The sequence below is a fragment of the Lacticaseibacillus zeae DSM 20178 = KCTC 3804 genome, from assembly GCF_000260435.1.
In the GTDB taxonomy this organism is placed as follows: Bacteria; Bacillota; Bacilli; order Lactobacillales; family Lactobacillaceae; genus Lacticaseibacillus; species Lacticaseibacillus zeae.
This window is the reverse complement of record NZ_BACQ01000015.1, coordinates 1-22,899: the sequence shown is the minus strand read 5'-3', so window position 1 is coordinate 22,899 and position 22,899 is coordinate 1. Positions and strand designations below refer to the sequence as shown.

The 22,899-nt window shown below is 47.8% G+C and carries 21 protein-coding genes; 13 read left to right on the top strand and 8 right to left on the bottom strand.

The genetic code is table 11. The features are described 5' to 3' along the window. Window positions 1-29 precede the first annotated feature (29 nt). The 4 genes from GSO_RS02895 to GSO_RS02880 are packed head-to-tail and all read right to left on the bottom strand — an operon-like array spanning window position 30 to window position 3,394. Window positions 30-638, bottom strand: a complete 609-nt coding sequence (locus GSO_RS02895) for a response regulator transcription factor (RefSeq protein ID WP_010488764.1) — start codon at window positions 636-638, stop codon at window positions 30-32. Then, entirely contained in the window at window positions 635-1,726 is a 1,092-nt protein-coding gene (locus GSO_RS02890) for a sensor histidine kinase (protein ID WP_081379809.1), read from the bottom strand. Before GSO_RS02890 ends, GSO_RS02895 begins: the two co-directional genes overlap by 4 nt. A 16-nt stretch (window positions 1,727-1,742) precedes the next feature. Continuing rightward, window positions 1,743-2,507 carry an ABC transporter permease gene (locus GSO_RS02885; protein ID WP_010488761.1) on the bottom strand — a complete coding sequence of 255 codons (765 nt, stop codon included), beginning with the start codon at window positions 2,505-2,507 and terminating at the stop codon, window positions 1,743-1,745. Next, window positions 2,504-3,394, bottom strand: a complete 891-nt coding sequence (locus GSO_RS02880) for an ABC transporter ATP-binding protein (RefSeq protein WP_010488759.1) — start codon at window positions 3,392-3,394, stop codon at window positions 2,504-2,506. The genes GSO_RS02885 and GSO_RS02880 overlap by 4 nt, the downstream gene beginning before the upstream one ends. 198 nt (window positions 3,395-3,592) lie before the next feature. Here GSO_RS02880 and GSO_RS02875 point away from each other — a divergent pair, with 198 nt between their 5' ends. Genes GSO_RS02875 through GSO_RS02855 form a run of 5 tightly spaced genes read left to right on the top strand, consistent with a single transcriptional unit; the run spans window position 3,593 to window position 10,787 of the window. After that, a complete protein-coding gene (locus tag GSO_RS02875) occupies window positions 3,593-5,089 on the top strand; it encodes a hypothetical protein (protein WP_010488757.1) in 1,497 nt (498 codons plus the stop codon). 11 nt (window positions 5,090-5,100) lie between these two features. Then, the gene (locus tag GSO_RS02870) at window positions 5,101-6,120 is read left to right on the top strand and encodes a hypothetical protein (protein WP_010488755.1); all 1,020 of its coding nucleotides are present in this window, start codon (window positions 5,101-5,103) and stop codon (window positions 6,118-6,120) included. After that, a complete protein-coding gene (locus GSO_RS02865; RefSeq protein WP_010488753.1) occupies window positions 6,117-9,239 on the top strand; it encodes an SbcC/MukB-like Walker B domain-containing protein in 3,123 nt (1,040 codons plus the stop codon). Before GSO_RS02870 ends, GSO_RS02865 begins: the two co-directional genes overlap by 4 nt. Window positions 9,240-9,272: 33 nt before the next feature. Beyond that, window positions 9,273-10,085: a DUF2399 domain-containing protein gene (locus GSO_RS02860; RefSeq protein WP_010488752.1), complete on the top strand. Its 813-nt coding sequence runs from the start codon at window positions 9,273-9,275 to the stop codon at window positions 10,083-10,085. Between the two features lie 48 nt (window positions 10,086-10,133). Next, window positions 10,134-10,787, top strand: coding sequence for a GNAT family N-acetyltransferase (locus GSO_RS02855; protein ID WP_010488750.1), 654 nt, complete (start codon window positions 10,134-10,136; stop codon window positions 10,785-10,787). A gap of 166 nt (window positions 10,788-10,953) precedes the next feature. Here the strand turns inward: GSO_RS02855 and GSO_RS15440 are convergent, their stop codons facing one another. Next, on the bottom strand, window positions 10,954-11,463 hold the full coding sequence (locus GSO_RS15440) for a hypothetical protein (RefSeq protein ID WP_010488748.1): 510 nt from the start codon (window positions 11,461-11,463) through the stop codon (window positions 10,954-10,956). Between the two features lie 168 nt (window positions 11,464-11,631). Between GSO_RS15440 and GSO_RS02845 the strand changes: the two genes are divergently transcribed. The 4 genes from GSO_RS02845 to GSO_RS02830 all read left to right on the top strand — a co-directional run bounded on the left by GSO_RS02845 (window position 11,632) and on the right by GSO_RS02830 (window position 16,784). Then, window positions 11,632-12,144: a hypothetical protein gene (locus GSO_RS02845; protein ID WP_010488746.1), complete on the top strand. Its 513-nt coding sequence runs from the start codon at window positions 11,632-11,634 to the stop codon at window positions 12,142-12,144. A 118-nt stretch (window positions 12,145-12,262) separates the two neighbouring features. Continuing rightward, window positions 12,263-14,437, top strand: a complete 2,175-nt coding sequence (locus tag GSO_RS02840; RefSeq protein ID WP_010488744.1) for a Tex family protein — start codon at window positions 12,263-12,265, stop codon at window positions 14,435-14,437. Between the two features lie 300 nt (window positions 14,438-14,737). Beyond that, window positions 14,738-15,487 carry a gamma-glutamyl-gamma-aminobutyrate hydrolase family protein gene (locus GSO_RS02835; RefSeq protein ID WP_010488742.1) on the top strand — a complete coding sequence of 250 codons (750 nt, stop codon included), beginning with the start codon at window positions 14,738-14,740 and terminating at the stop codon, window positions 15,485-15,487. Then, window positions 15,480-16,784, top strand: a complete 1,305-nt coding sequence (locus GSO_RS02830; protein ID WP_010488739.1) for an APC family permease — start codon at window positions 15,480-15,482, stop codon at window positions 16,782-16,784. The genes GSO_RS02835 and GSO_RS02830 overlap by 8 nt, the downstream gene beginning before the upstream one ends. A 133-nt stretch (window positions 16,785-16,917) precedes the next feature. On the opposite strand, the gene GSO_RS02825 is transcribed toward GSO_RS02830, so the two are convergent. Then, window positions 16,918-17,406 carry a GNAT family N-acetyltransferase gene (locus tag GSO_RS02825; protein WP_010488737.1) on the bottom strand — a complete coding sequence of 163 codons (489 nt, stop codon included), beginning with the start codon at window positions 17,404-17,406 and terminating at the stop codon, window positions 16,918-16,920. Between the two features lie 238 nt (window positions 17,407-17,644). On the opposite strand from GSO_RS02825, the gene GSO_RS02820 reads away from it, so the two are divergent. The 3 genes from GSO_RS02820 (at window position 17,645) to GSO_RS02805 (ending at window position 19,366) form a co-directional block, all read left to right on the top strand. Continuing rightward, complete coding sequence (locus GSO_RS02820) at window positions 17,645-17,965, top strand: helix-turn-helix transcriptional regulator (protein ID WP_010488735.1); 321 nt, start codon at window positions 17,645-17,647, stop codon at window positions 17,963-17,965. Window positions 17,966-18,186: 221 nt separating this feature from the next. After that, window positions 18,187-18,555 carry a PadR family transcriptional regulator gene (locus GSO_RS02810; RefSeq protein ID WP_010488733.1) on the top strand — a complete coding sequence of 123 codons (369 nt, stop codon included), beginning with the start codon at window positions 18,187-18,189 and terminating at the stop codon, window positions 18,553-18,555. Continuing rightward, window positions 18,527-19,366, top strand: a complete 840-nt coding sequence (locus GSO_RS02805) for a DUF1129 domain-containing protein (protein WP_010488731.1) — start codon at window positions 18,527-18,529, stop codon at window positions 19,364-19,366. Before GSO_RS02810 ends, GSO_RS02805 begins: the two co-directional genes overlap by 29 nt. 122 nt (window positions 19,367-19,488) lie before the next feature. Here the strand turns inward: GSO_RS02805 and rpsD are convergent, their stop codons facing one another. Both rpsD and GSO_RS02795 read right to left on the bottom strand, forming a co-directional pair. Next, window positions 19,489-20,100 carry a 30S ribosomal protein S4 gene (rpsD, locus tag GSO_RS02800; RefSeq protein WP_010488729.1) on the bottom strand — a complete coding sequence of 204 codons (612 nt, stop codon included), beginning with the start codon at window positions 20,098-20,100 and terminating at the stop codon, window positions 19,489-19,491. A 175-nt stretch (window positions 20,101-20,275) separates the two neighbouring features. After that, complete coding sequence (locus GSO_RS02795) at window positions 20,276-20,758, bottom strand: free L-methionine (R)-S-oxide reductase MsrC (RefSeq protein ID WP_010488727.1); 483 nt, start codon at window positions 20,756-20,758, stop codon at window positions 20,276-20,278. Between the two features lie 176 nt (window positions 20,759-20,934). Between GSO_RS02795 and ezrA the strand changes: the two genes are divergently transcribed. Then, on the top strand, window positions 20,935-22,638 hold the full coding sequence (ezrA, locus tag GSO_RS02790; RefSeq protein WP_010488725.1) for a septation ring formation regulator EzrA: 1,704 nt from the start codon (window positions 20,935-20,937) through the stop codon (window positions 22,636-22,638). The last annotated feature ends 261 nt before the right edge of the window (window positions 22,639-22,899 follow it).

The following is a 22,899-nucleotide window of genomic DNA, read 5'->3' as shown; positions in this document are numbered from 1 at the left end:
ATTTGTCATCAATTGCAACGCTAGCAACCCTAAGACAACCACTTATTCCGCTTCGCCATCTCCACCGCCTCAATCCGATTATGCACCCCAAGCTTGCTAAAAATGGCCGATAGATAGTTACGCACCGTACCTTCAGATAGAAACAAGGACGCAGCGATTTGTTTAGATGACAACCCACTAGCAACCTCGGCCAAAACTGCGAGTTCGCGGTCGGTGAGGGGATTGCTTTCAGTCGTAACCATGTTTGTCACCAGCTCTGGCGCGTAAATCGTCTGCCCGGTCATTACTTTGCGGATGACGGCGATCAAATCGTCACTAGGGCTATCTTTTAAAAGATAACCATTTACTTTAGCCGCAACGGCGCGCTCAAAATAGGCCTTTTGCGCAAAAGTGGTTAAAATAATGACTTTCGTTGGCAAGTCACTCTCATGAATTTTATCGGCGACATCAAGTCCGGTTAGTTTGGGCATTTCGATGTCTAAAATGGCAACGTCAGGTTTGAGCCGCTGGATATCTTGCCATGCCGTTGCACCGTCTCCAGCACTTCCAAGCACGTGCAGATCATCCTCTAAGTCCAATAACTGGGGGAGTGCCGAGTTTAACATGCTTTGATCTTCCGCAAGATATAAGGTAATCATGAGACTTGTTGCTCCTTTGGTAGTGTCAGTGTGACAAGGGTACCTTGTCGAGTGTGGGTGATTGTAAAGGTACCGTTCACTTCATTCATTCTTTGCTGCATGCCGCTGATACCATTTGATCCAGCACGAGCATAATTATTTTTGGATCGGCCGTCATCTTGAATGTTGACGATATAGGCGCTTGGCGTTTGTTCGAAGGTAATCTCAACTTGATGGGCATGCGCATGGCGTATCACATTCGTAATGGCTTCGGAAATGACCGGACTTAGATGAATCTGCACCTTGGTTGGCCATTCTGTGGCGGCATTTTCGCCGTCCGTCAGCAAAACAACATTGGCTTCCGCAAGATTTTTTCCTTGCGTTAACATCATCTCACTTAGCGACTGTTGGTGCAGGTCATTGACGATCGAGCGGACCAACTGCAAATCATGCCGACTGGTTTGGGCAATGTCGTCCAGTTCCGGTCCGACGCGCTCAGGTGCCTTGTCCAGCAGCTTTTTGGCGAGCTCAGCCTTAAGGGTCATCATCGAAAAGCTCTGGCCGAGGGTGTCGTGCAAGTCGCGGGCAATCCGCTCGCGCTCACCGCGGCGAACGATGGCTTGCAGCCGCCGATTTGTTTGCCGAAGTTGGCGTTGGCGGATAATGGATCGTGAGGCGGTATAGGCAAAGATTGGGGAGACAAGCGGGAAAACAAGATTGAGCAGGTTACCATTTGAGATGTTTAAAGTACCCGGATGGACCAGATTGGCGCGCCATAGACCCACGAGAATAATGAGGTAAAATGCTGTGGCGAACCAGTGAAAATATTTTCGTGGGTACCTAGCTAAAATAAAGGACACTTGCCAACCGGGATAAATAATCATGTAATCGTTGAAGGCGAAGATGGCAAATAAACCGGTGATCGCCAGCTCCAGCGGAATGGTGACGAGTAACCATCGGTCGATTTCGTTAACCAAAATGTAGACGACCAGAAACACCACGCCCAAGCCGAGCCAAATCCAGTCAGTGATCGATTTTGTCGGAACATATTGAGCCATGATATACGGCAAATAGACCAGCCAAATATAGCTGGTCCATTCAAGATTCATTAACCATGACCGAAGATTATGCTTCACCCAAAGCCACGCCCTTCCGTTGTTCATGTTTAGTCATGACAACCACCAGCAAACTGCCGAGTACAAACCAAACGGCAATCCCGACTAGATTTGTTAAGTCTACTGTAGCACGTGAGGTCACCTGATTTAAGAGATTATTCACGAAGTAAGTCGGTGTCTCCTTGCCGATGGTTTGTAACCATTTCGGCAGCAGGCTGATCGGCCACCATAAGCCGCTGATAATGGCCATGGGAAAAGTGAGTAAGTTACTGGCAAGACTGAGCATTTCTTCACGTCGGATATAGGACAACGCAATACCGATCATCAGGATAGGCAATTGACCGACCAAAATAATGCCAAGGAAGCCTAACCACTGACCAGCATCAAGACTGACATTGTTAACGCCAATCGCAATGCCGCCTAAGACAATCACCGAAAGCAGGCTCATCATCAGCATCCAGAAAGTGATTGAAACGTAATAGGGAACCATGCCTTTGGGCGATAATCTTAAAAAAGTCGTGAATCCCTTATCGCGATCGCGTTTCAAGATGGACGCAATGCTGAAGAGTGCTTCGAGGAGAATGCTAAAGACAATCATTTGATCCATATAACTAATATTAAATTGTTTGATTGCCACAGCAGAGCCACTGATCATGGCTTTGGTATAAAGCAGATAGAATCCTGCTGGCATCAAGAGCGAAAGGAAAATAAACGAAAAGTTGCGGAGCACCAGGCGCTTGCCGTCAAAGGCCACTTGAGCTAAGAATGTTTTCATGATTGTGGAACCTCCTGTTTGGTTAACTGTAGGAAAATGTCTTCAAGTGATTCGCGATTCAGGCTGATCTGATGCAGTCGATCAAGCATCGGCACGAGTGCTTTAAGCGTCTGATCACCGTTGCGGCTGTGAATGACCAGTTTGTCACCCATGCTGTGGACCTGGTCAACATCAGCCAGTCCGCTAAAAATGGCTGGTTGCAGATCGGTTTCACAAGTAATTGTGGCGCCCAAGTGTTGTTTTTGTAGCTGTTGTAAGGTGCCATCAAATATGAAGCGGCCATTTTGCAAGATCAATAAGCGATCGGCAATTTGCTGAATTTCTTCAAGGTAGTGACTAGTGATGACGATGGTCTTGCCTTGTTGTCGCAGTTGTTCAACTTGATCCCAAAAGGCTTTTCGAGCATTCGCGTCCATGCCGACAGTCGGTTCGTCTAGGAACAGCAGATCGGGTTGGCCGATTAATGCAACAGCAAAAGTGACACGGCGCAGTTGGCCGCCGGAGAGATTGCCGAGACGCTGGGTCTTGAGTTGCGTTAGGTTCAGATCGGCAAGCAAGCTGTCTGGGTCAAGCGCATGCTCAGTCTGTTCAGCGGCAAGTTTTAACATATCGCCAACAGTAATGCCGGGGATGATCATGTCGCCTTGAAGCATCGAGCCAATTCGGGCCTTGCTATTGGGGTCACCGGGCTTTTTGTCAAAAACGCTGACGGCACCTTCTCCTGATAAAAGCCCTAGCAAGATGTTCAGTAGCGTCGTTTTACCAGCACCGTTGACGCCGATCAAGCCGATGATTTCACCGCTGTGTACGGTTAAGTTAATGTCTTTTAAAACCTGTTTCTTGTCATAGTTAAATTTTAGATGTTCTGTTTGAATGATTGTGGTCATGTCGTCCACCTCCACAACTGATACTACGTGACTATGGGATTGGGTAGTAGTCGCGAATGTCATGAATGTGGTGTGACAAATGTCATGTTTGGCAAAAAGTCTGACAGCCTGCTGGATGTGGGCGCTATTGTGCGCGGCATTCTTCTTGTATAATGGAAGGCATCAGACAGTGGTATGGACATAGAAAGGAACCAGCTTATGGCAGCAGCCTTATCAGCACCTTTTCGGCAGTTATTATTGGCAACTCAATTAGGTTTGAGCGTGCATCATCCGCTTGCCGGGTGGTTCGTGTTGACAATTCTTTACCGCGATGCCGGCAGTAGCAGTGAACCCGTGACGTTAAGTTACTTGGCGCGTAAATATAACAACGATTATCTGGACACAAGCGGCGGCGAAACGCCGATTGCCGATGATGTTTTGAAGAAAGTGCTTGATGTTCTGGTGACACAAGCCGGTTTGGTCGAGATGAATCCGCGAAAAGTGCGCGCCCGCATGCATAATGGCAGCTACCATATTATTCAATCTTATGTTTATCGGATTACCAGCAGTGGCATTGAATATTTGAAAATGATGCAAAAAGTCATCGACGCTGAAACAACGATTACCGCTAACACAAATCGGATTCAGGAATATGTTGATTTGGTGGCAAAACTGAGTGTACCGGTACGCTCAGGCGCTGACACGCAGCTTTACAATGATTTTCAAAACATGCTGAATGCATACGATGATGTCATGAAAGGTATCCATAAACTTGAGGATGACCTTGATGAACTAGCCAATGATATCGCCTTCAATCACGGTAATCAGGCGGCCAGCCACCTGCAGCAGATGTTGCGCCACAAAGCCATTCCCGCTTATCAGCAGATGCTGAATCAGGCGTCACGGATTCAAGGCTTAGCAAATGACGCAACTTTTGCCGATCAAATTGCCCATTCCCAACAAGGCAGTGATGATCTTGATGCTGCTCGGGCGGTTGGTCGCCAGGAAGCGTTGGTCATGCGGCTGCAGCGTACCAAACAATGGGCGCAGGCGCAGATGACACGGTTAGCGCTCAGCATGAGTCCGACCGCCACGGCGATTGATAGCAGTCTGGACTCGATTTATTTGGTGTTTAACACGTTATTGGGCATTGTTCACTTGCTGAGTCAGGAGTTTGAACATGCCAAGCGCCAAACCATTGACATCAAGGTGCTGTCCAAAAAGTTAGATGGCTTGCTGGCGCACTATCAACAACTTCACATTCCGGCGCAGGTGCCACGGCACTTACCGGCAGATCGCGAGGTAGAAGACCCGGGCGATTTGCTTGATGCTTCAACAATGGGGCCGGTCAGCTACTTGGCGAATCCGACCCGCAAGCAGCCAGCCAGCGAAACCGATAATCCGGATGTCACCGATGATGCACCTACCGAACAGGCACAGATGGCCGGGCTACGCGAATTTCGTCAAACGCTGATGGTAGATGATCGTCACGGTCGGGTAGATCACGATTTGACGTTGCAGACCGTCACGGCGCGAGATGAGATTATCAAGTTATTTGCAGCAACATATCACGAGGATCTGACTGGTTTTGCTCCGTTCGGTCGTCCCGCCAAAACGGTGAATGCTTTGCCAGACACGCCGCCATTACAATTGCAGGTGGCCGGAGAAGATTATGCAGTCGTGTTGCCGTGCGGTTTTAAATTTACGTTTGCTTGAGAAGGGCACTTATGGCCAGAATTACCAAGTTAGACCAACTTGTCATCAATGAACTGCTGGATCATGGTGTGTTCACAACGACCCCTTTACCCGCTGCGACCCAAATCAGTCGCGCTGCCATTAGTGAACTCAAAAAGCCGTCTGTGCAGCAAAAGCTTAGTTACTATTTCAAAAACATGTTCGGTGCAACGCCGGAGAATTTTCAGGAGAATCTTTTCTTCATGATCGGTAAGGAAGAACTTTCGCCAGAAGTCGTGCATGTGCTTTTGGCAACCGTGAAAACGATCATCAATGAACCGGAATTACAGAGCAATTTGGAAGATCGCGCCATTCCTACGCAAAAAATCGTCCGTCAGGTGCACAGTGAAGTGACTGAGCTTGACGAACGCGAATTACTGCGCTGCATTGACGCACTGTTTGTGAAACGTTTTGGGTTGTTCACACCGGATCGCCTTGAGGATGGCGCGGAAAATGTCCCTGCCGAAATCGATGATTACTGGGAGATCCATCCCAACTTTAACGAATTTGCCCAAAACCTGATCGATTTTCTGACCAATGAACAAACGAAACCGGTCTTGAGCGATGTTCAAAAGGTCAATCGGGTGTTGTTGACGGAACAATTCATGAGTCCCAAAACGACGCCGCAACTTTGGCCTATCCTTGTGGCGCACAAAGAAGCCATTGCTGAACAGTGGACTCAAGGCGGCCGTTTCGTTTTGGAAGTCGGGGATCAGTATGCGTTATTGTTGGATCAACAACGGCAGCCCAGTGTTGCGAAGCCTTATCTTGCCGCGTTAGTTGTCGCCCATCAACTGGGGGCAGGTGTGGCCGCCGATGACTTAACTGGCTTAATCAAAAACGTGACGGCCGAACTTTTTCCAGGCTTCACGATTCAACCGAGTCAGGTAAAGGCCGCCTTACTTGAAAATGATTTAATGCGTGCTCAGGATGATTACTGGGTGCCAACGCCAATTGTGGCGCGATTTGCGGTGACGCAGGATGAAGAAAGCAAAGAAGGGGCTAAATCTTGACGCAACAATTAGTGCCAGTCAGTTATCATTTGCGTAATTTTAATAAGTACGCCAAATTGGACATGCAAGCAGCCGAAAATGGCAATCTGACTTTGATCGGTGAAAATGCGGTTGGCAAAACAACCCTTGCCAACTGTTTCTTTCCGATGTTGATTGATGGTGCCATTACAACGCCGTCGTTTAACCCGGCCAAGAACACGGAAAAAGTTTCGCAGAGTGCGAGTGTCCGCAATAGCAGTCGGGATACGCGGACTTTTGAATCAATGTTGCTTGGCTGGGGTCCGGGCGCCATGAAAGTGCGGACAGGTTATAGTTATGTTTTGATGCGCTCGGATCAGCGTCAGGTTATCTTAGGCCTCGGGGCGACGCGGGTGCAAGATGATCCGCGCAAGCCGACCTGGTGGTTTATTGTTATCGCGCCGAACCCGACTGATGCGTTAGAGCTTCAGACAACGGATGCTGAAGGGAAAAGTCTCGATAAAAACCAATTCAAAGCTGCGAACGCCGCGATGGGTGACCAATTGCATGTGTTTGATCGGCCGGAAGATTATCGAGAATTTGCGGCAACGCGGATTTATGGCTTCAGCGACGGCAAAGTACTAGGCCGTCTAGCAAATGCTTATCGCCTGTTAGCCTCGCCAACGTTGACGTCCGGCAATGAAAAGTTCGCGCCGATTCTTGCGGCGTTAAAAGATGCCCAGGAAGGGATCGATGATATGGTGATTCGCCGCGTGGCCGACAGTCAGCGGCAGGTGAATACTTATCGTGGACTGTTAAAACGAATCAGCGAAGGCCAGCGGCGGTTGAAGCAAATGAAGTCGCGGATCTTTTGGCATAACCTGAATCATCTCCAAGAAATTTTATTGACGCCGTATAGCCAACGGTTTGCCCGCAATGCTGCCAACCAGGAAAAATTGACCCATACGCAGCAGGAAGTACAGGCTTATTCCGCACAATTGGCTGATTTAAAGCAAGCGGTAGCGGAAATAACGGAGCAGGTTGAGCAGTTGCGCAATGAAAAAGCCGAGCAGGATCAGCTGATTAAGCGCCGGGCGCAATATGAGCAACAGATTAAAACCAGCCAAGCTGAATTAGATCGTTATCGCGAGACACAGCAAAAAGTCGCAACATTACAGCAGCAGCTGGCAACCTTGGCCATCAAACATGACCGGATTAAACAACAGCTAGCCGATCACACACAAACCAATCTTTCTCCGATCAGAGTCAAATTACTTGCCCTGACCAGCACCTTGAACAATTTTTCTCAGGTGATGCAGGCTGATGACTGGCAGGATATTGAAGCAGAGCTCGGACATTACATCCATCAAGTGTCAGCGGCAAAAGTTCAGTACGATGGGATAGAGGAGACGATCAATCGCCTCAGCGCCGACGTGGGTATTACCAAGCAGATGCAAGCCAAAATGGGAACCGCGATTGATACGCGAGTACAGGGGTTTGGTAGCGGCCGGGTTCATGATGGTTTGCAGGAAGACAACCGGACCATTCATGAAGCAGGCGCGGCGCAAATGAACACGCAATATCAGCCTTTGCGTGACCAACAGTCGGCGATTCTGAAAAAGCAGCCGGATTTGACTGTGATTTTGAAAGATCCAACAATTTTGTCTCAGTTAAAGGATCTGCGCAAACAGCTCAAACCGCTGGTGCAGACTTTGCTTCGCATACAGTCGCTGTTAACTGCTAACGAGAGCGAGCAAAAAGCGCAGCAGAGCAACCTTGATACTTGGTTAGACTTTTTTGATCCTGACTTCGACGCGGATGAATTGGCGCAAACCATCGCGCGGCTCAAGGCTGAACAGGCAGCTTTGAAAATTGATCCGGAACTGCCAAAACGTTTGGGCGCGGCAGTTACCAAGCAAAGAAAGTTAACCCAACAGTTGCAAAGCGTGGAAACCGAAATTGCTACTAGGCAAGGGGTCATCAATACTTTGACTGGTACAATTAAAGCAGACACGGCGCAATTAGCTAAAGAGGGGACAGATGCTGCAGGAAAGCTTAAAACGTTGAGGCCGTATTTTCCAGAGGACGTTCACCTTACTGCCATTGATGAGCTGTTGGCCTTTGCCACGAGCAATCGCGCCAAAATTCGCAGCAGCAGTTATAGCGATATCAGCGCGCAGATTGGCAACCTGATTCACCGGCATGACGGTCATGGTGAGGATCAAAATGCACTTGACGCACTTTTTGCCGATCGCGGTTTTCCTGCCGAGGCAAGTGCGATGCGCCAACAGCGTTCGGTTGCCAATAATGGTTTGACTGTGGTGGCGTTTGACGTTAACAAGGCACTGAAACTTTTAGATGATGATCATACCGCGGTGGAGAAAGCTTTAGCTGAAGAACAAAGCGGCAATGACATGGCTTATACGACATTTGTCCAGGCGGCAACGGCTGCCATCAGTGCGCAGTACAACGTCATCACAACTTACAACCAGATTCTTGCGGCTGGTGCCGGCCATCAACACATCAAACTGAAAGTCCGGTTGACGCCGATCAAAGGGATCGCCCCTGAAGCCATCGAAGAAGCCTGTGATCCGCAGCGCCAACAGCGGCCACATCTTGAAGCGTTGGTGAAACAGCGTCTCGATCAACTTGCCAACAACACCGAAGTCTCAAACGACGATGACGCGTTCTTTGCTGCTGCGCGGGAGTTGCTCGATACGCGCGAATGGTCTGACTTTGAGGTATTGATTCGACGGCGTCAAAGCGGCGAAAACGATTTTGAAGTCGTTGACGATAAATTTGTCCAGTCCGGCGGTTCAGGCGCAGAAAAGGCGCAGGCGATGGTATTGCCACTCTTGCTGGTGCCGAAAATGGTTTTGCAACGGTCGAATCGTGCCGATGCACCGCATTTGGTCATGTTTGACGAGTTTGCCGATAAACTCGATCCGGAAACGGCTAAATCTTTTGCCAAAACGATTGTTAATTTCGGATTCAGCTTCATCGCCACCATGCCAAGTGGCGCGCAAAACAAGCTTTTGGCAGACGGCGTTGACAACATTGTGTGGGACGTCATGGCCTCACCGCAGCAAGGCGACGGCCGCTTCCATTTGAATCGCGTTCAGCAGAACTTTATTTGGAAAAAGGACACGGATAACGTTTAAAACGTATCGGGTAAGCAAAGGGGGATGACAGGCGTGAGTCGTTACAGCAATGCTTTTGAAAGCCAGACAGGCCAAGTGGCACCGGAAAAAGCCGCGCAACTGGATCAGTTGTTTGATCAAATTGGGCGGGGGAAAGCCTTGCCGCCTCGTGGACATCAGGCAGTCGCGCTGGGATTAAGCGCTCATACCTTGAACGATCCGCGCGAAGATCCGCCGCTTTTTGCCTATTATCGCTGGGTCATGACCCATTGCTTTCAGTCCGGCCAAGTCAATGAACTGACGGCGCGCCTCATCGGAATGGCGTTTACCTCGGCCAATATTTTTGCGACCGACCTGCCTCAGCCGCTGACATTGAATCCTTGGCAACTCACACCAATGCTCGACTTTCCGTTGAAAAACACGCAGGCGGTGGTAATTGAAAACAATGGCGTCTTTGCGTTGCTGCATCAAGAGCATCCGGATTGGCCATTAATTTTGCAATCCGGCAATGACTTCAATGATGTTTATGTTCAGCTTATCCAGCATCTGGAAGAACGCGGCATGCGTTATGCGTATCTAGGCGATCTCGACAGCAAAGGCGTTCAAATGGCCGATCAATTCGCGCGATTGTTAAAACAGACCGCTGCAAAAGACGTGGCGGCTTTGCAGACACCTAAAGATGTTCGCATCTGGCTGGCCGATATGGGGAGAAAAGATCCGCATCGCACCAGGCAACTAAAGGTCGTGACGCCTGTCTATCAGGCTGAGATGACAACGATCAGGCTATTTGGAAAGTTTGTTGAGCAAGAGCAGTTGATGGGGATTTATGAAAAGCGGATTGGTCAGTGGCTTGACGCGGGAAAGTAAGGTACCGAGATTGATTGATGGAAGATGTTTACAAAATGGGGAGGAACGATGGTCGCATACACAATTAAAAATTATCAACCGGAAATGCTGGAAAGCTGGTTGCGATGTCGGGCACTGGCATATATGCGTAGTTCGTTTCAAGACGAGATTACCGCCGAAAAGGAAACTATTTCGGATGACACAGGTGTTTCACTTGTCGCAATTAAGGATCAACAAGTTATTGGTATTGCAGAGGCTATCTTTTTGGATCAAGGCCAAGCAAGAGCAGCCTCTTATGGTCTTCCTGAAGGGACAGTCCTGACCACACTTGATACCCTTGCAGTGCACCCTGATTATCAACATATTGGGATCGCTAAAGCCTTGCTGAAGCAATTGCGCGGACGATTGAAGATGCGTGGTGGAGTTTTGTTAATTTATACGCTTGATGATGAAGCGGCCAATGGGTTGTACCAGGCAATTGGCGCAAGACTTTGTTATCAAGCATCAATTGTTCATGGTCACAGTTCCAAGAATCATGTACCTGAATGGACTCATTTCCGTGTCACCAATGATAAGCAGGTAGCTGTTTACGATGAACACGATCACGAGATTGCATACGGTCAGGACATGGAGACATATTATGTCGGTAAGTCTGAAAACATCAAACAGTTGACAGATGTTCACAAAGTTGTAACCGAAAATGTCTATACTCTGGAACTCTGATCAGTCTTGCTTTAAATTTACCAAGTAAGGGTTCTAGTTCTTTGAAAGATTTCTGAAACGGTGATTGTTTTGTCAGTGTGCTTATTACAAGTGTGCTGGCATTTTTAGTTATCTCGCAAATGAGGTGACACGGTGTCACCTCACGCTTCAAAATCTGAAACTGTTATTAATAAATGCCGCGAAAATACTTAATGTTGCGAATCCATTCCCGCTTAATATATGGAAAAACACACTGCACGTAAGCATTTTTATTTTGCGGTTCCCAGCCGTTCATTAAAAGCCAGTGCTCATCGAATAACTTCTCCCAGTCATGATCATTACCAGAAAGATTGTCGGAAAAATTGCTATGACCTAGCGGGATATGCCACGCATCAAAATCACTCGCTAGAACAAGTTGGCCGGGAATATCAACGATTAACTGAACTGACGCAGCGCGCCGATCATTGAAGCCGCGATATTGGTCCTCCTCGTGAAGCGGATGAATCCAGCCCCAGAGCAACGCATTATCAGGATTTAGCGGCATTCGGCGAAGTTCAAACTGATGGCGCATCCATTCATAAGGTTCCCGAAAATCGCTAAGATCGGGCTCATGCCAGACCTCGCGGGAACGCGGAGTGGTTAGCATGTTACCCGGTTGTTTGATAAAAGAGCGGCGTTGCATCGTTCGAATAAGCATGTTTTCCTCCAACAATTAGGGCAGTTTGCCCAACGCCTCGTAGCTAATATTCCATTATCCATTTAAAAATTTTCGCTAGCTATGTTAACAGAAATGACGCTTTTAGCAAAATCTATTATTAACACACTAGCTGACAAACAATGGTCAGTTGAAACTGGGGAGGCGCAAATGACTAGAAAAAAACTTAAAAAGTTAGGCTCTGACGAACGCTTCACGTTTCAGGCAACTTATGCCGGCATTGGGATGAAGCGAACGATGCGCGGGAAAATCAATACGCGCTTTTTGCCAACTATCTTGTTTGAACACGTTATGCTTGGCGATCAAGAGGTGACGGATCATCTTTGGCTTAACTATACGAAGCAGTTTGCCGAATTGGGACTTTTGACCAAAGGCGAGATTATTCAATTCAATGCGCGTGTGCATCGGTATAAAAAAGGCTATGCTGAAGCAAAGGTCACAGATTACGGTTTACAACGGCCAACCAAAGTATCGATTATCAAAAGCCTGACAGAAGACCGTGCCAAATTACCGCCGTTACCTGATGAGAAGAATGCCTTGATCGGGCTTATTATGAAAACCAATAAGGACTCTTACCTCAAAAGCGGTCGCGGATTTGACCAGTGGTATGTCGATCAATATGAAGCGTGGTTGCGGACGGAAAGCAACTTGACCAAGTACTGATCTTTTGCCGAAAATCAGTCAAAGTACGAATCCTTAAAAGAAAAGCAGCCGCAATTTTGGTAATATAGTATTTATTGAGTCAACAACAAGCCAAGTAGAAATTGTGAGGAACGTTAAATTGATTGAAGAACAAACTGTCCAGTTAATGCAACAGGGTTTAACCGACATCACCCATCATCAGATCAGCGCCGTTTTGAATTTGATGCAAGAAGGCAATACGGTGCCGTTTATTGCCCGTTATCGAAAAGAAATAACCGGCAGCCTCGACGAAGTGCAAATTCAGGCGATCGAGGAAGCATACAAGCATGTGACGGCCTTACAGGATCGCAAAGAAGCGGTGATCAAAAGCATTGCCGAGCAAGGGAAGCTGACGCCTGAACTGGAACAGCAGATTCACGCCAGCACGAAGCTTCAAGATGTCGAGGATATTTACTTACCTTACAAGCAGAAGCGGCAAACCAAAGCAAGCATTGCCAAGGAGCGCGGACTTGAACCGTTTGCGCGCTGGTTGCTGTCCTTTCCCGCTGGCAGTTTGAATGACGAAGCGCAGAAATACGTAGACGCAGACAAAGAGCTTGCATCAGTGCAGGATGTTTTGGACGGAGCACACGAAATTCTGGCAGAAACGTTCAGCGAGATTGCCGCCATTCGTAACTGGGTGCGCAATTTTACGATGCGAACCGGAACCATTCGCACCACGGTTAAAACCAAAGGCAAGGAACTAGACGAAAAAGGCGTTTACCAGCAGTTTTATGATTTTGAAGAAACCATCAAAAAGATGACGCCGACCCGAACCCTGGCCATTAACCGCGGCGAAAAAGAAAAGATTCTGACGGTCAAGGTACAAGTTGATCCGGCTTCCGTTATGCAGTATTTTCATTTCAAAATCATCGACAATCGTCCTGACAGCGAAGCAACGGCATTCATTGAAGACGCCTATCAGGATGCTTATAAGCGGTTTGTCGGACTGGCCATTGAGCGGGAAGTGCGCGGCACGTTAACGGTTGATGCTGAAGAAAAGTCGATTAAAGTATTCGGCCAGAACTTGTACAATTTGCTGATGCAAGCACCAATTAAGGGCAAGGTTGTTCTCGGTTTTGACCCCGCCTACCGCACCGGTTGTAAGTTGGCGGTGGTAGATGAGAATGGTAAGTTTCTCGATAAAGCGGTCATCTATCCGCACAAACCAGCGCCGGAAAAGAAGCGCGAGGCAGCCGCGTCTGAGCTGATTGCGTTACTCGAAAAGTACCAGGTAACCATGATCGCCATTGGTAATGGAACGGCCAGCCGCGAATCCGAACAGTTTGTTTCGGAGACGCTCAAGCAGATTAAACGTGATATTTACTATGTGATCGTGAATGAAGCCGGGGCGTCGGTTTATTCTGCCAGTCAGGAAGCGCGCGACGAATTTCCTGATTTGCAGGTTGAACAGCGTAGTGCGATTAGCATTGCCCGCCGGCTTCAGGATCCACTTGCCGAACTGGTGAAAATTGATCCGGAGTCGATTGGCGTTGGCCAGTATCAACATGATTTACCGAGTAAAGAGCTGGCTAATGAAGTAGATGCAGTCGTTGAACGCGCAGTTAACCGAGTTGGTGTGAACCTGAACACCGCTAGCTACCAACTGTTGACCCGTATTTCTGGTTTATCAAAAACAATCGCACTCAATATTGTGCACTACCGGGATGAAAACGGTCGGTATAATAGTCGCACTGAGCTAAAGAAAGTGCCACGTTTGGGACCGAAATCGTTTGAACAGTCAGTCGGTTTCCTGCGTATCATCGGCGGCAAGCAGCCACTGGACAACACCGACATTCACCCGGAAAGTTATCCTGTCGCTAAAAAAATCCTGGCCGCGGCGGGGTTATCCGAAGCAGACCTTGGCGATCAACAAGCGGTCGCCAAAGTCAGCAACGTTGACCTAGCACCATTCGTTAATGAAGGCGTTGGTGCCGAAACACTCGAAGATATTGTCGCCAGCTTGCAGAATCCGGGTCGAGATTTGCGCGACAACATGGCAGCACCGCTTTTGCGCAAGGATGTTTTAACCATGGCGGATCTGAAGCCGGGGATGAAGCTGGAGGGAACCGTGCGCAATGTTGTTGATTTTGGCGCCTTTGTCGACATTGGCGTGAAACACGACGGCTTGGTCCATGTCTCCAAAATGGCCCACAGGTTCGTTCGCGATCCGAAAACTGTTGTGGCGATTGGTGATATTGTTGAAGTCTGGATCGAATCGGTGGACTTGGCTCGCGAGCGCATTCAGTTATCGATGGTCAGCCCTGAAAAATAATCAATGATGATGGGCAGTTATTAGTATTTGTAAATTAGACAAGTTAAATGAACGGATTGCCATTCCTGAGTTGCGGATGGCGATCCGTTTTTTGCGTCACTTTTTAAGAAAATCACGTCGATTCGAAATAAGCGTATTTGGACGTTCTTAAAGGTCCAAAATGCCACCGGTGTAAGGAAAAATGTTATTTTAAATGGCACAGTCCAAAAAGAAATTGCTGCCTCATATTAAATTCTTGGTTGAAAATAATTATATAAAGATTAAAATACAAGAATATCTAAAATACAAGGAGCTGATAAAATGCGACCGATTATCGCACTTACAGGTGATTCAATGGTCGCGCCTTCGCCTGTCATTAATCTCAATTACGCAGACATGGCGCCCAATATGATTAAAAACGCCATTGTGAAAGTTGGCGGTGCGCCTTTGATTTTGCCTTATCCGGAAGATGATGCTGTTTCCGAAACGCTCGCACAACAGTATGTGGCTGTTTTCGACGGATTGGTTTTGCCAGGCGGGCCGGACGTTGACCCGACGTTTTACCATGAAGAACCCATTCAAGCCATGGGGCGCGCGACTTATCAAAAGGATCAATTCGAGATAGCCTTAATTAAGGCAACTTTAGAAGCAAAAAAGCCGATTTTTGCCATTTGTCGCGGTATTCAAATTTTAAATGTGGCATTAGGCGGAACACTTTATCAAGACTTACCGAGTCAAAATCCTAAAGCCACAATTCGGCATTCACAAGCCGCCCCGGGGCAATGGCCAACGCATCATGTCGCGATTACACCCGGTTCGCACTTAGCGTCACTGATGGGTACGAGCAGCTATGTGAATTCCCGCCACCATCAAGCGGTCAAAGCGGTCGCGCCGGATTTGCAGGTAACCGCGCAGGCTCCTGATGGCGTGGTTGAAGCAGTGGAAAGCAAAGATTCTGATTTGATTCTCGGGGTCCAGTGGCACCCGGAGAACATGTGGTCGAGTTTCCCCGACCAATTACCATTATTTAGCGACATTGTGAAACGCGTAGGAGGTGAGGCTGATGAATAATAGCATCGTGAAAAAAGAGCAAATGGGCTACTGGAGTATGATTTTACTTGGCATCAATGGCATCATTGGTTCCGGCATTTTTCTTTTACCCAATCAGGCAGCCAAATTAATGGGTTCCGCCAGCATTTTCGTGTTATTGTTTGATGCGTTGCTCGTGATTACGATTGCGCTTTGTTTTGCGCAGGCAGCTACTTATTTTGATCGTGATGGCGGCCCATACTTATATGCTAAAGATGCGTTTGGCGATTTTGTCGGCTTTGAAGTTGGCTTTGTGACTTGGGCGATCCGCATTATTGCCGAGGCCACGATGGCTGTTGCCTTTACCACCGCCTTGGTCGGCACATTCCCGTCACTAAACCAGCCAGTGATCAAAGACGCGGTTATTTCGGTCATGGTCATTGGGCTAGCCCTGATGAACATCGCTGGGGTTCGGGTTTCAACCGTCGTCAACAACATTATTAGTGTTTCCAAATTGGTCCCGCTGGTGTTATTCGTTGCGATTGGCATTTTCTTTATTAAAGGCAGCAACTTCACGCCATTATTCCCCGGCGGCAGTTACAAATCCGGCAGCTTCGGCCAAGCCGCAGTTGTTATGTTTTACGCGTTCACCGGATTTGAAGGCCTCGTGGTTGCGGCAGGCGACATGAAAAATGCCAAGCGAAACCTGCCTAAAGCGGTGGCCACAGTCATGACGGTGGTCGCACTCTTTTATATTCTGATTCAGGTTGTCAGCACCGGCATTTTAGGTAGTGCATTGGCGAATACCGACACGCCTATTCAAACAGCCTTTGCCAAAGTGGCAGGCGGCTTCGGTAATGCTCTAGTTGCGGCTGGGACATTGCTATCAACTGGCGGGCTGCTGGTGGCCAGTTCCTTCATCACTCCACGGTCCGGCGTGGCACTTGCGGAAAACCACATGATGCCGCAATTGCTGGCCAAGCGTAATCGCGTGAACTCGCCATACGTTGCCATCATTGTGTCCGCCACCATCACCCTGATCATTGCTTACTCCGGCACATTTGGCTACTTGGCTCAGATCAGCGCAGTCTCGCGATTTGCCCAATACATCCCAACTTGTCTCGCCGTCATCGTATTTGCCCACACCAAAACCAAAGACAAGGGCAGCACCTTCCATTTGCCTTTAGGTCCGATTATCCCGGCAGTAGCAATTCTGGTCAGCTTGTGGTTGCTGGTTCAGGTACAGGTCAGCCAGCTTGTCATTGGACTCGGCGCGCTTGTCGTCGCGGTGCCATTTTATTTCTTGACGTATACGTATCGAGAGCATGGTAAGGCGTAAGTTTAGAAGAATTCTCTAAAAAGAAAGCCAGCTGGACTTGGAAGAGTCGGGCTGGCTTTATTAGTGCTATCTTCAAGATTAAAAATTGACGTTGCGGGCAGGGGATAATGGCAAACGCTTCTGTCGGTTAATTTTAATGGCGAATTTTTGTAAAAAATACGATGTGCATACCCGGTAAAATCTGCTCATGGCGATCAGGATCTTGAATGTACCCCATTTTTTGATACAAATGGATAAGTTTTGGTTCTTCAGCGATTGTGTCCAAATGCCACCTGTGGACGGTTGGATACAACTGTTCAATTTGTTCTAGCATCAGCTGAGCATAGCCATGACTCTGGTATTTAGGCAGTATTAACAGAGGTGAAATTCGTGCGTCATTACCGGTGCTGGATGTGATAACACGAATCATCCCCAGTCGCTGTTTTTCCTTCTCAAAGAAGTAAAATTTGCTGGACGGTTGCTGCCATTTTTTGTTTAATGAGTTTAGGCTTTCTAAATAAGGATCTGTCTCATCATCGTGATATTTTTCGTAGATTGGTAGAAAAGCGTCGCGATACATAGCTTGAAGTTCAAGAAGATCCTTCTTTGTTACTAAGGTGAAATGGAAGTTAGCTGTATTCATGCTTGCACCTCGCTTTTTTTGCATGTCAGATCGCCGAAAGCTTGTTTAATCAAAAAGGATGTTGGCATAGTTTAGCACTTATTGATTGTTTTGGGGTTGTAAAGTTTTGAATTCTCAGCCGACAGCCTTTTACGCATGGTTTTTCAAAAAAGTCACAAAAGACACCGCAAAAAGAGATCAACCATGCAATTGATTTGCGTGCTGAATTTTACCGTGATTATAAGGAGGAAGACGGCCGATGAGTAAAGACTTGCATGAATTTACGATGGAACATACAGGTGATCTTGATGCTTATTTTGCCGGAATGATGAAGGATTCCTCTTTCCGACAAACCTATGCCGAAGAAAAGAATAAGATGGCAAGCGCATTGGCTTTGTTGGAAGCCCGTGAAGAAGCGGGTCTGACTCAAGCAAAACTAGCGGAGAAATCTGGCGTTCCCAAGACAACGATTGTCCGGATCGAGAACGGAAGCAATACCACGATTGAAACTTTGACAAAACTTGCTAATGCTTTGGGTCGACCACTGACATTGAGGATTGACCCAATGTCTGCACTTTAATCCTAAAATATCCGAGACCATGCCCGATTTTCGGGTACTTTTCAAAGTAAGGCTCTTGTGAGCACAATATTACCAGAAAGCCAGCTTGACATGGAAGAGTCGGGCTGGCTTTTTGCTGACATTGTGTTTTTAGGTATTATGTATTGCATGCTAGGCCAACTTGGGGTATATTATGTGCAGGAACTAGATGGTATTACCAACTAGCAGAGAAAGTAAAAAAGATGGCGCAGGATTTGCACACACAAATGCTCAAAGGTATCTTACAAGGTTGCGTCTTGATCATACTTAGTCGGGGCGAATACTATGGCTATACCTTAAGCCAGGAACTCGAAAAATATGGCTTTGCCGAAATCTCCAAGGGCACCATTTACCCACTGCTCATGGCTTTGGAGAAAAAGGGGCTGATCACCAGCCAACTGAGGTCATCACCGGACGGTCCTCCCCGAAAGTATTATCAAGTTACTTCGGACGGTATGGATGCCCGTCATGATTTTATTCAGCAATGGCACCAATTATCCCAGCATGTTACCCAATTATTAACCGCAGAGGAGGGCATGAGCCATGACGACCAAGGAAGACCAACTCGTTGAAGAAAATAATCATCTCCGGACGCAACTGACAGCTGCCAATAAGCATTATTATGAGGATTTGCTGGTATATATGCGTACGGGAGCGGTATTAAAGGACAGCACAGCCATCGAACAAGAGTTACTCACGATTCTGACAGATATTTTAGCTGCGCAAAAAGATGGCGTCACAGCCTTAGAGTATTTTGGCAAACAACCAAAGGAAACCACCGATGATATTCTGGCTGAAGTCCCAATCAGCTGGTTTAAATCATTCAAAATGGTCGGTTACGTTTTGATCACCTATTTTTTGGTAACAACCATTCCTGCCTTAATGATGCCAACGCAACCTTGGGACATCGGTGAAGAACTTCTTGTTGGCATCTATTTCACCTTTGTGGCGCTGGGAATTGTCACTTATATTGGGCACACAACTTATAAAAGAAATCAGCAATGGGGGCGATGGAGGATCTTTCTCCTTTGGCTGGCGTGTTGTGCGCTTATTGCGCCAGGGTTCCTGCTGCCACTATTCTTGAAAACACCTTGGCAACTTGATTTATCAGGTGTCAGTGGCGTTGTACTTATTGTTATCTTGTTAATCGCACTGGGATTTGCTTTTTGGCGGCAAGCCGATAAAACAATGTGGTTACCATTCGTTCCGATTATCGGTATCATGGCCGTTCTCGGAATCGCCACCCGTGTCCCGGCCTGGCAACCTTTCCTGCTCAAGAGCACAGTAGGACGGATCGTCTTGGCGTCAGTGTTGATTTTGGGGATTATTGTTTTCAACGTGTTGATCTGGTTGACCGTTCGTAAGATGAAGCGGGATGAATGAAGCCGATTAAGTTAATGATTAGATACAAAAAGATCGAGTCAGGGAAGCATTCCTGATCCGATCTTTTGATGTATAAAAAAACAACCAACTCATAGAATAAGTTGGTTGCACCATTTGAAGTATTAAAGTTTCTGGTTATAGTATTCAACAACCAGTGATTCGTCAACTTCTGGTTCGAGTTCGCCACGTTCTGGTAAGCGAACGAGGGAGCCTTCCTTCTTGTTGTCGTCAAAGGTGACGTAGGCCGGACGGGAAACGGTGTTCTCGATGGCGTCATTGACGATAGCGAGGTTTTGTGAGCGTTCGCGAAGACCGATCACTTGACCAGGCTGTACTTCGTAGGAAGGAATATCAACGCGCTTGCCATCAACGGTGATGTGACCGTGGTTAACAAGTTGGCGTGCTTGCGGACGGCTGGAAGCCAGACCTAAGCGGAAAACCATGTTGTCCAAGCGGGTTTCGAGCAGGATCATGAAGTTATCACCATGGGTACCTTCTTTGATCTTGCCGGCGCGCAGGAACAGGTTCTGGAATTGACGTTCGTTTAAGCCGTACATCCAACGTAGCTTTTGCTTTTCACGCAATTGCTGACCGTATTCGGAGATCTTCCGACGGTTGTTGGCACCATGATCACCAGGTGCGTAAGGACGACGAGCTAATTCTTTACCAGTGCCGGAAAGGGATAAGCCGAGACGACGGCTTTGCTTCCAGCGAGGACCAGTATAACGAGACATATAGATATTCCTCCAAGTTTTTATTTGGAGTAAAATAACGAATTGCGGCTTTAGCACACGGGCAGTCCTGCAAAGGTTCACCTTTGCAGCCGCGGTTACTACTGTCACCGGCTTGACGCCGAGGCAGGACTGGAGCCGACCATGCCGGCCGCTGCTGCATTATTTTACACGCGAGCTAGTATACCGTGTTTAACGCGGCAGTGTCAAGGTGTTCGGCCAGTGTCTGTCCGAATTGCGTCAGGATCTTTTCGTCTTCTTCGCTAAAACGATCGAATTTTGGCGAATCGATGTCCATGATGGCAACTGTTTTACCGTCAACGCTTATCGGAATCACGATTTCGGCATTGCTGGCGGAATCGCAGGCGATGTGGCCGGCAAATTCGTGGACGTTAGCAACCCGGATGACGGATTGTTGCTGGAAGCTGGTGCCGACAACGCCTTTGCCCGGCTGAATGTGCATGCAGGCAACTTTGCCTTGGAAGGGTCCAAGGTCGAGTTGCCCGGTTTTGGTATTAAAAAGGTAGAAACCGGCCCAGTTGAGGTCGGCCATGCTATCGTTTAGCAACGCGCTGGCATTCGCGAGTGCGGTAATAGGGTTGGTTTCGCCTGTGAGCAGGCCATCGAGTTGGTCGATAATGATGGGATCGAGCGTCGTCATTTGATCAGTCCTTTTAGGAATTTATGAAAAGCGGCATATAGGCCTTTTAACTGAAGGCTTTTTTTGCGATACTTGTAGCTAGGATATTCTCGTGTTTTGACACTTAACGGCATTTTAGCTGTGAAGCGGGCGAAATGCAATCAGAAAAGATAATCGGTAAAGCAGAGGGTGTAGGGATGATCTGGTTCTTTATTATCGTCGTGATTATAATTGTGGCCGCTGGCGGTGTCTGGTGGCTGCAGCATTATTTTCAGACTCGCATCAAGAACTTAGACGAAAAGGTCGAGGCGATTGATATTGGTGCGCTTTCGAGTCAAATCCGCAGCATTGAGCAACTGAAGCTGACCGGCGACAGCCTTGCGACGTTTGGCAAATGGGAGCGGGCATTTGATCAATTAAACGATCATGACTTGGCAGATCTCCAGAAAATTTTGCTTGATTTGGAAGATCAGGTCAGACGATTCCGGTTTGATCACGCCTCTAAGATTGCCAAAGTGTTGGAAGCCAAAATCGAAACGGCCCGCCACCAATATGAACTGATTAGTGATGCCTTGCAGGATATTCGGCATGATGAAGCAGATAATCGGAGCAAAATGTTGCGGCTGCGGGATGATTATCAGGTTTCCCGCAAGACCATCCTTGCTAAAAGCTTTGTTTTCGGCGATGCCCAGCCGGCATTGGAACAACGGCTGCAACAACTCGCCCAACTGTTCCAAAAAATCGACCAGATCAACAACGATGGCGATCACCAAACGGCTAAGGCAGAGATTAAGCAGTTGGCCGAGCAAATGGACGAGTTAAAAAAGCAGGTCAAGGAATTGCCCCCACTGGTCAATGAACAGGTCAATGAGTTCCCCGGCCAGATTAATGAAATCCAACATGGCTATCGGCAATTAACCACCGCCCATTACGTTTTCACGGATGATATCCCAGGCATGGTGGCGGACGTCGAAGCAAAAATGAAAGACGCGAACGCCACATTGAAGTCAATTGACGTGGCTGCGACTGCTGCGGCTAATGCTGAAATCGAAGCCGAGATCGACAAGATGTATGCGATTATGGAAAAGGAAATGCAAGCCAAGAAGCGGGTTGATGCGGCCACCCCTGACTTGCGGCGTTTCATTGACCATGCGTTGCGTCAGAATCGCGAGTTGCAAACCGAGCTGGAGCATCTGGATCAAAGTTATACCCTGAATCATCATGAAATCAAAACGGCCAAAAATCTAAAAATGCAACTCGACACGATTGATGCCAATTATACGAAAGACATTGATGCCATCGAGGCCGGCAAAGCAGTTTATTCTGATGTGATTGGCAGGTTTGATGCGACGAAGGAGCAATTAACCGCAATTGAAAAGCACCAGGTTCAAATTAATCAAGATGTGGCCGGGTTGAAGAAAGGCGAGATTGTTGCCAATAAGCAGGCAGAAAACTTTGAGCTTGATATGCGCAACATCAAACATGAAATTGTACGCCACCACTTGCCGGGACTGCCGCAGGATTATGTAGATCAGGTGAAGCATGTCACCTCGGAAATCGAACAGCTGAATCACGATTTGAATCAAGTTAAAATCGATATGGATGCGATTGCGAAGTTCTTGATTAAAATTGCCAACGATATTGAAGCGTTGAAAAAGGCAACCAGTGCATTGATTGATGCTGCCGGTCTGACTGAGGAATTGATGCAGTATGCCAACCGCTACAAGACAACGGTTAAGCCGGTAGCCGATGCGGTGAAGCATGCGACGGAACTTTATCTGCATTTTGATTATCAGCAAGCTGCGGATACACTAGCAACGGCGCTGGAACAGACCGAGCAGGGGAGTTATCAGAAGGTCGAAGATGCTTATCTTGCGCGGAAGAAAGCTTCATTATATTAGGAGTTGTTGGGAAGCCAGTCTGATGGGGCTGGCTTTTGTTTTGGCGTGAGTGTGTTGTTGGTGTGTTGTCGTGGGAAAAACGCGCTCACAGTCGCAGAAATCTCCACATAAGGACCTCAAGCCTAAATGGTCAAAGCCCAGCCATTTAAGCTTTCTGGCGAAAAAACGCGCTCACCAGCCCAGAAACCTGCGTGTAAGGACCTTGGACGCAATGGCCAAACCCGGGCCATCACGCCCAAGGCCACTTACACTCCGGTTTCT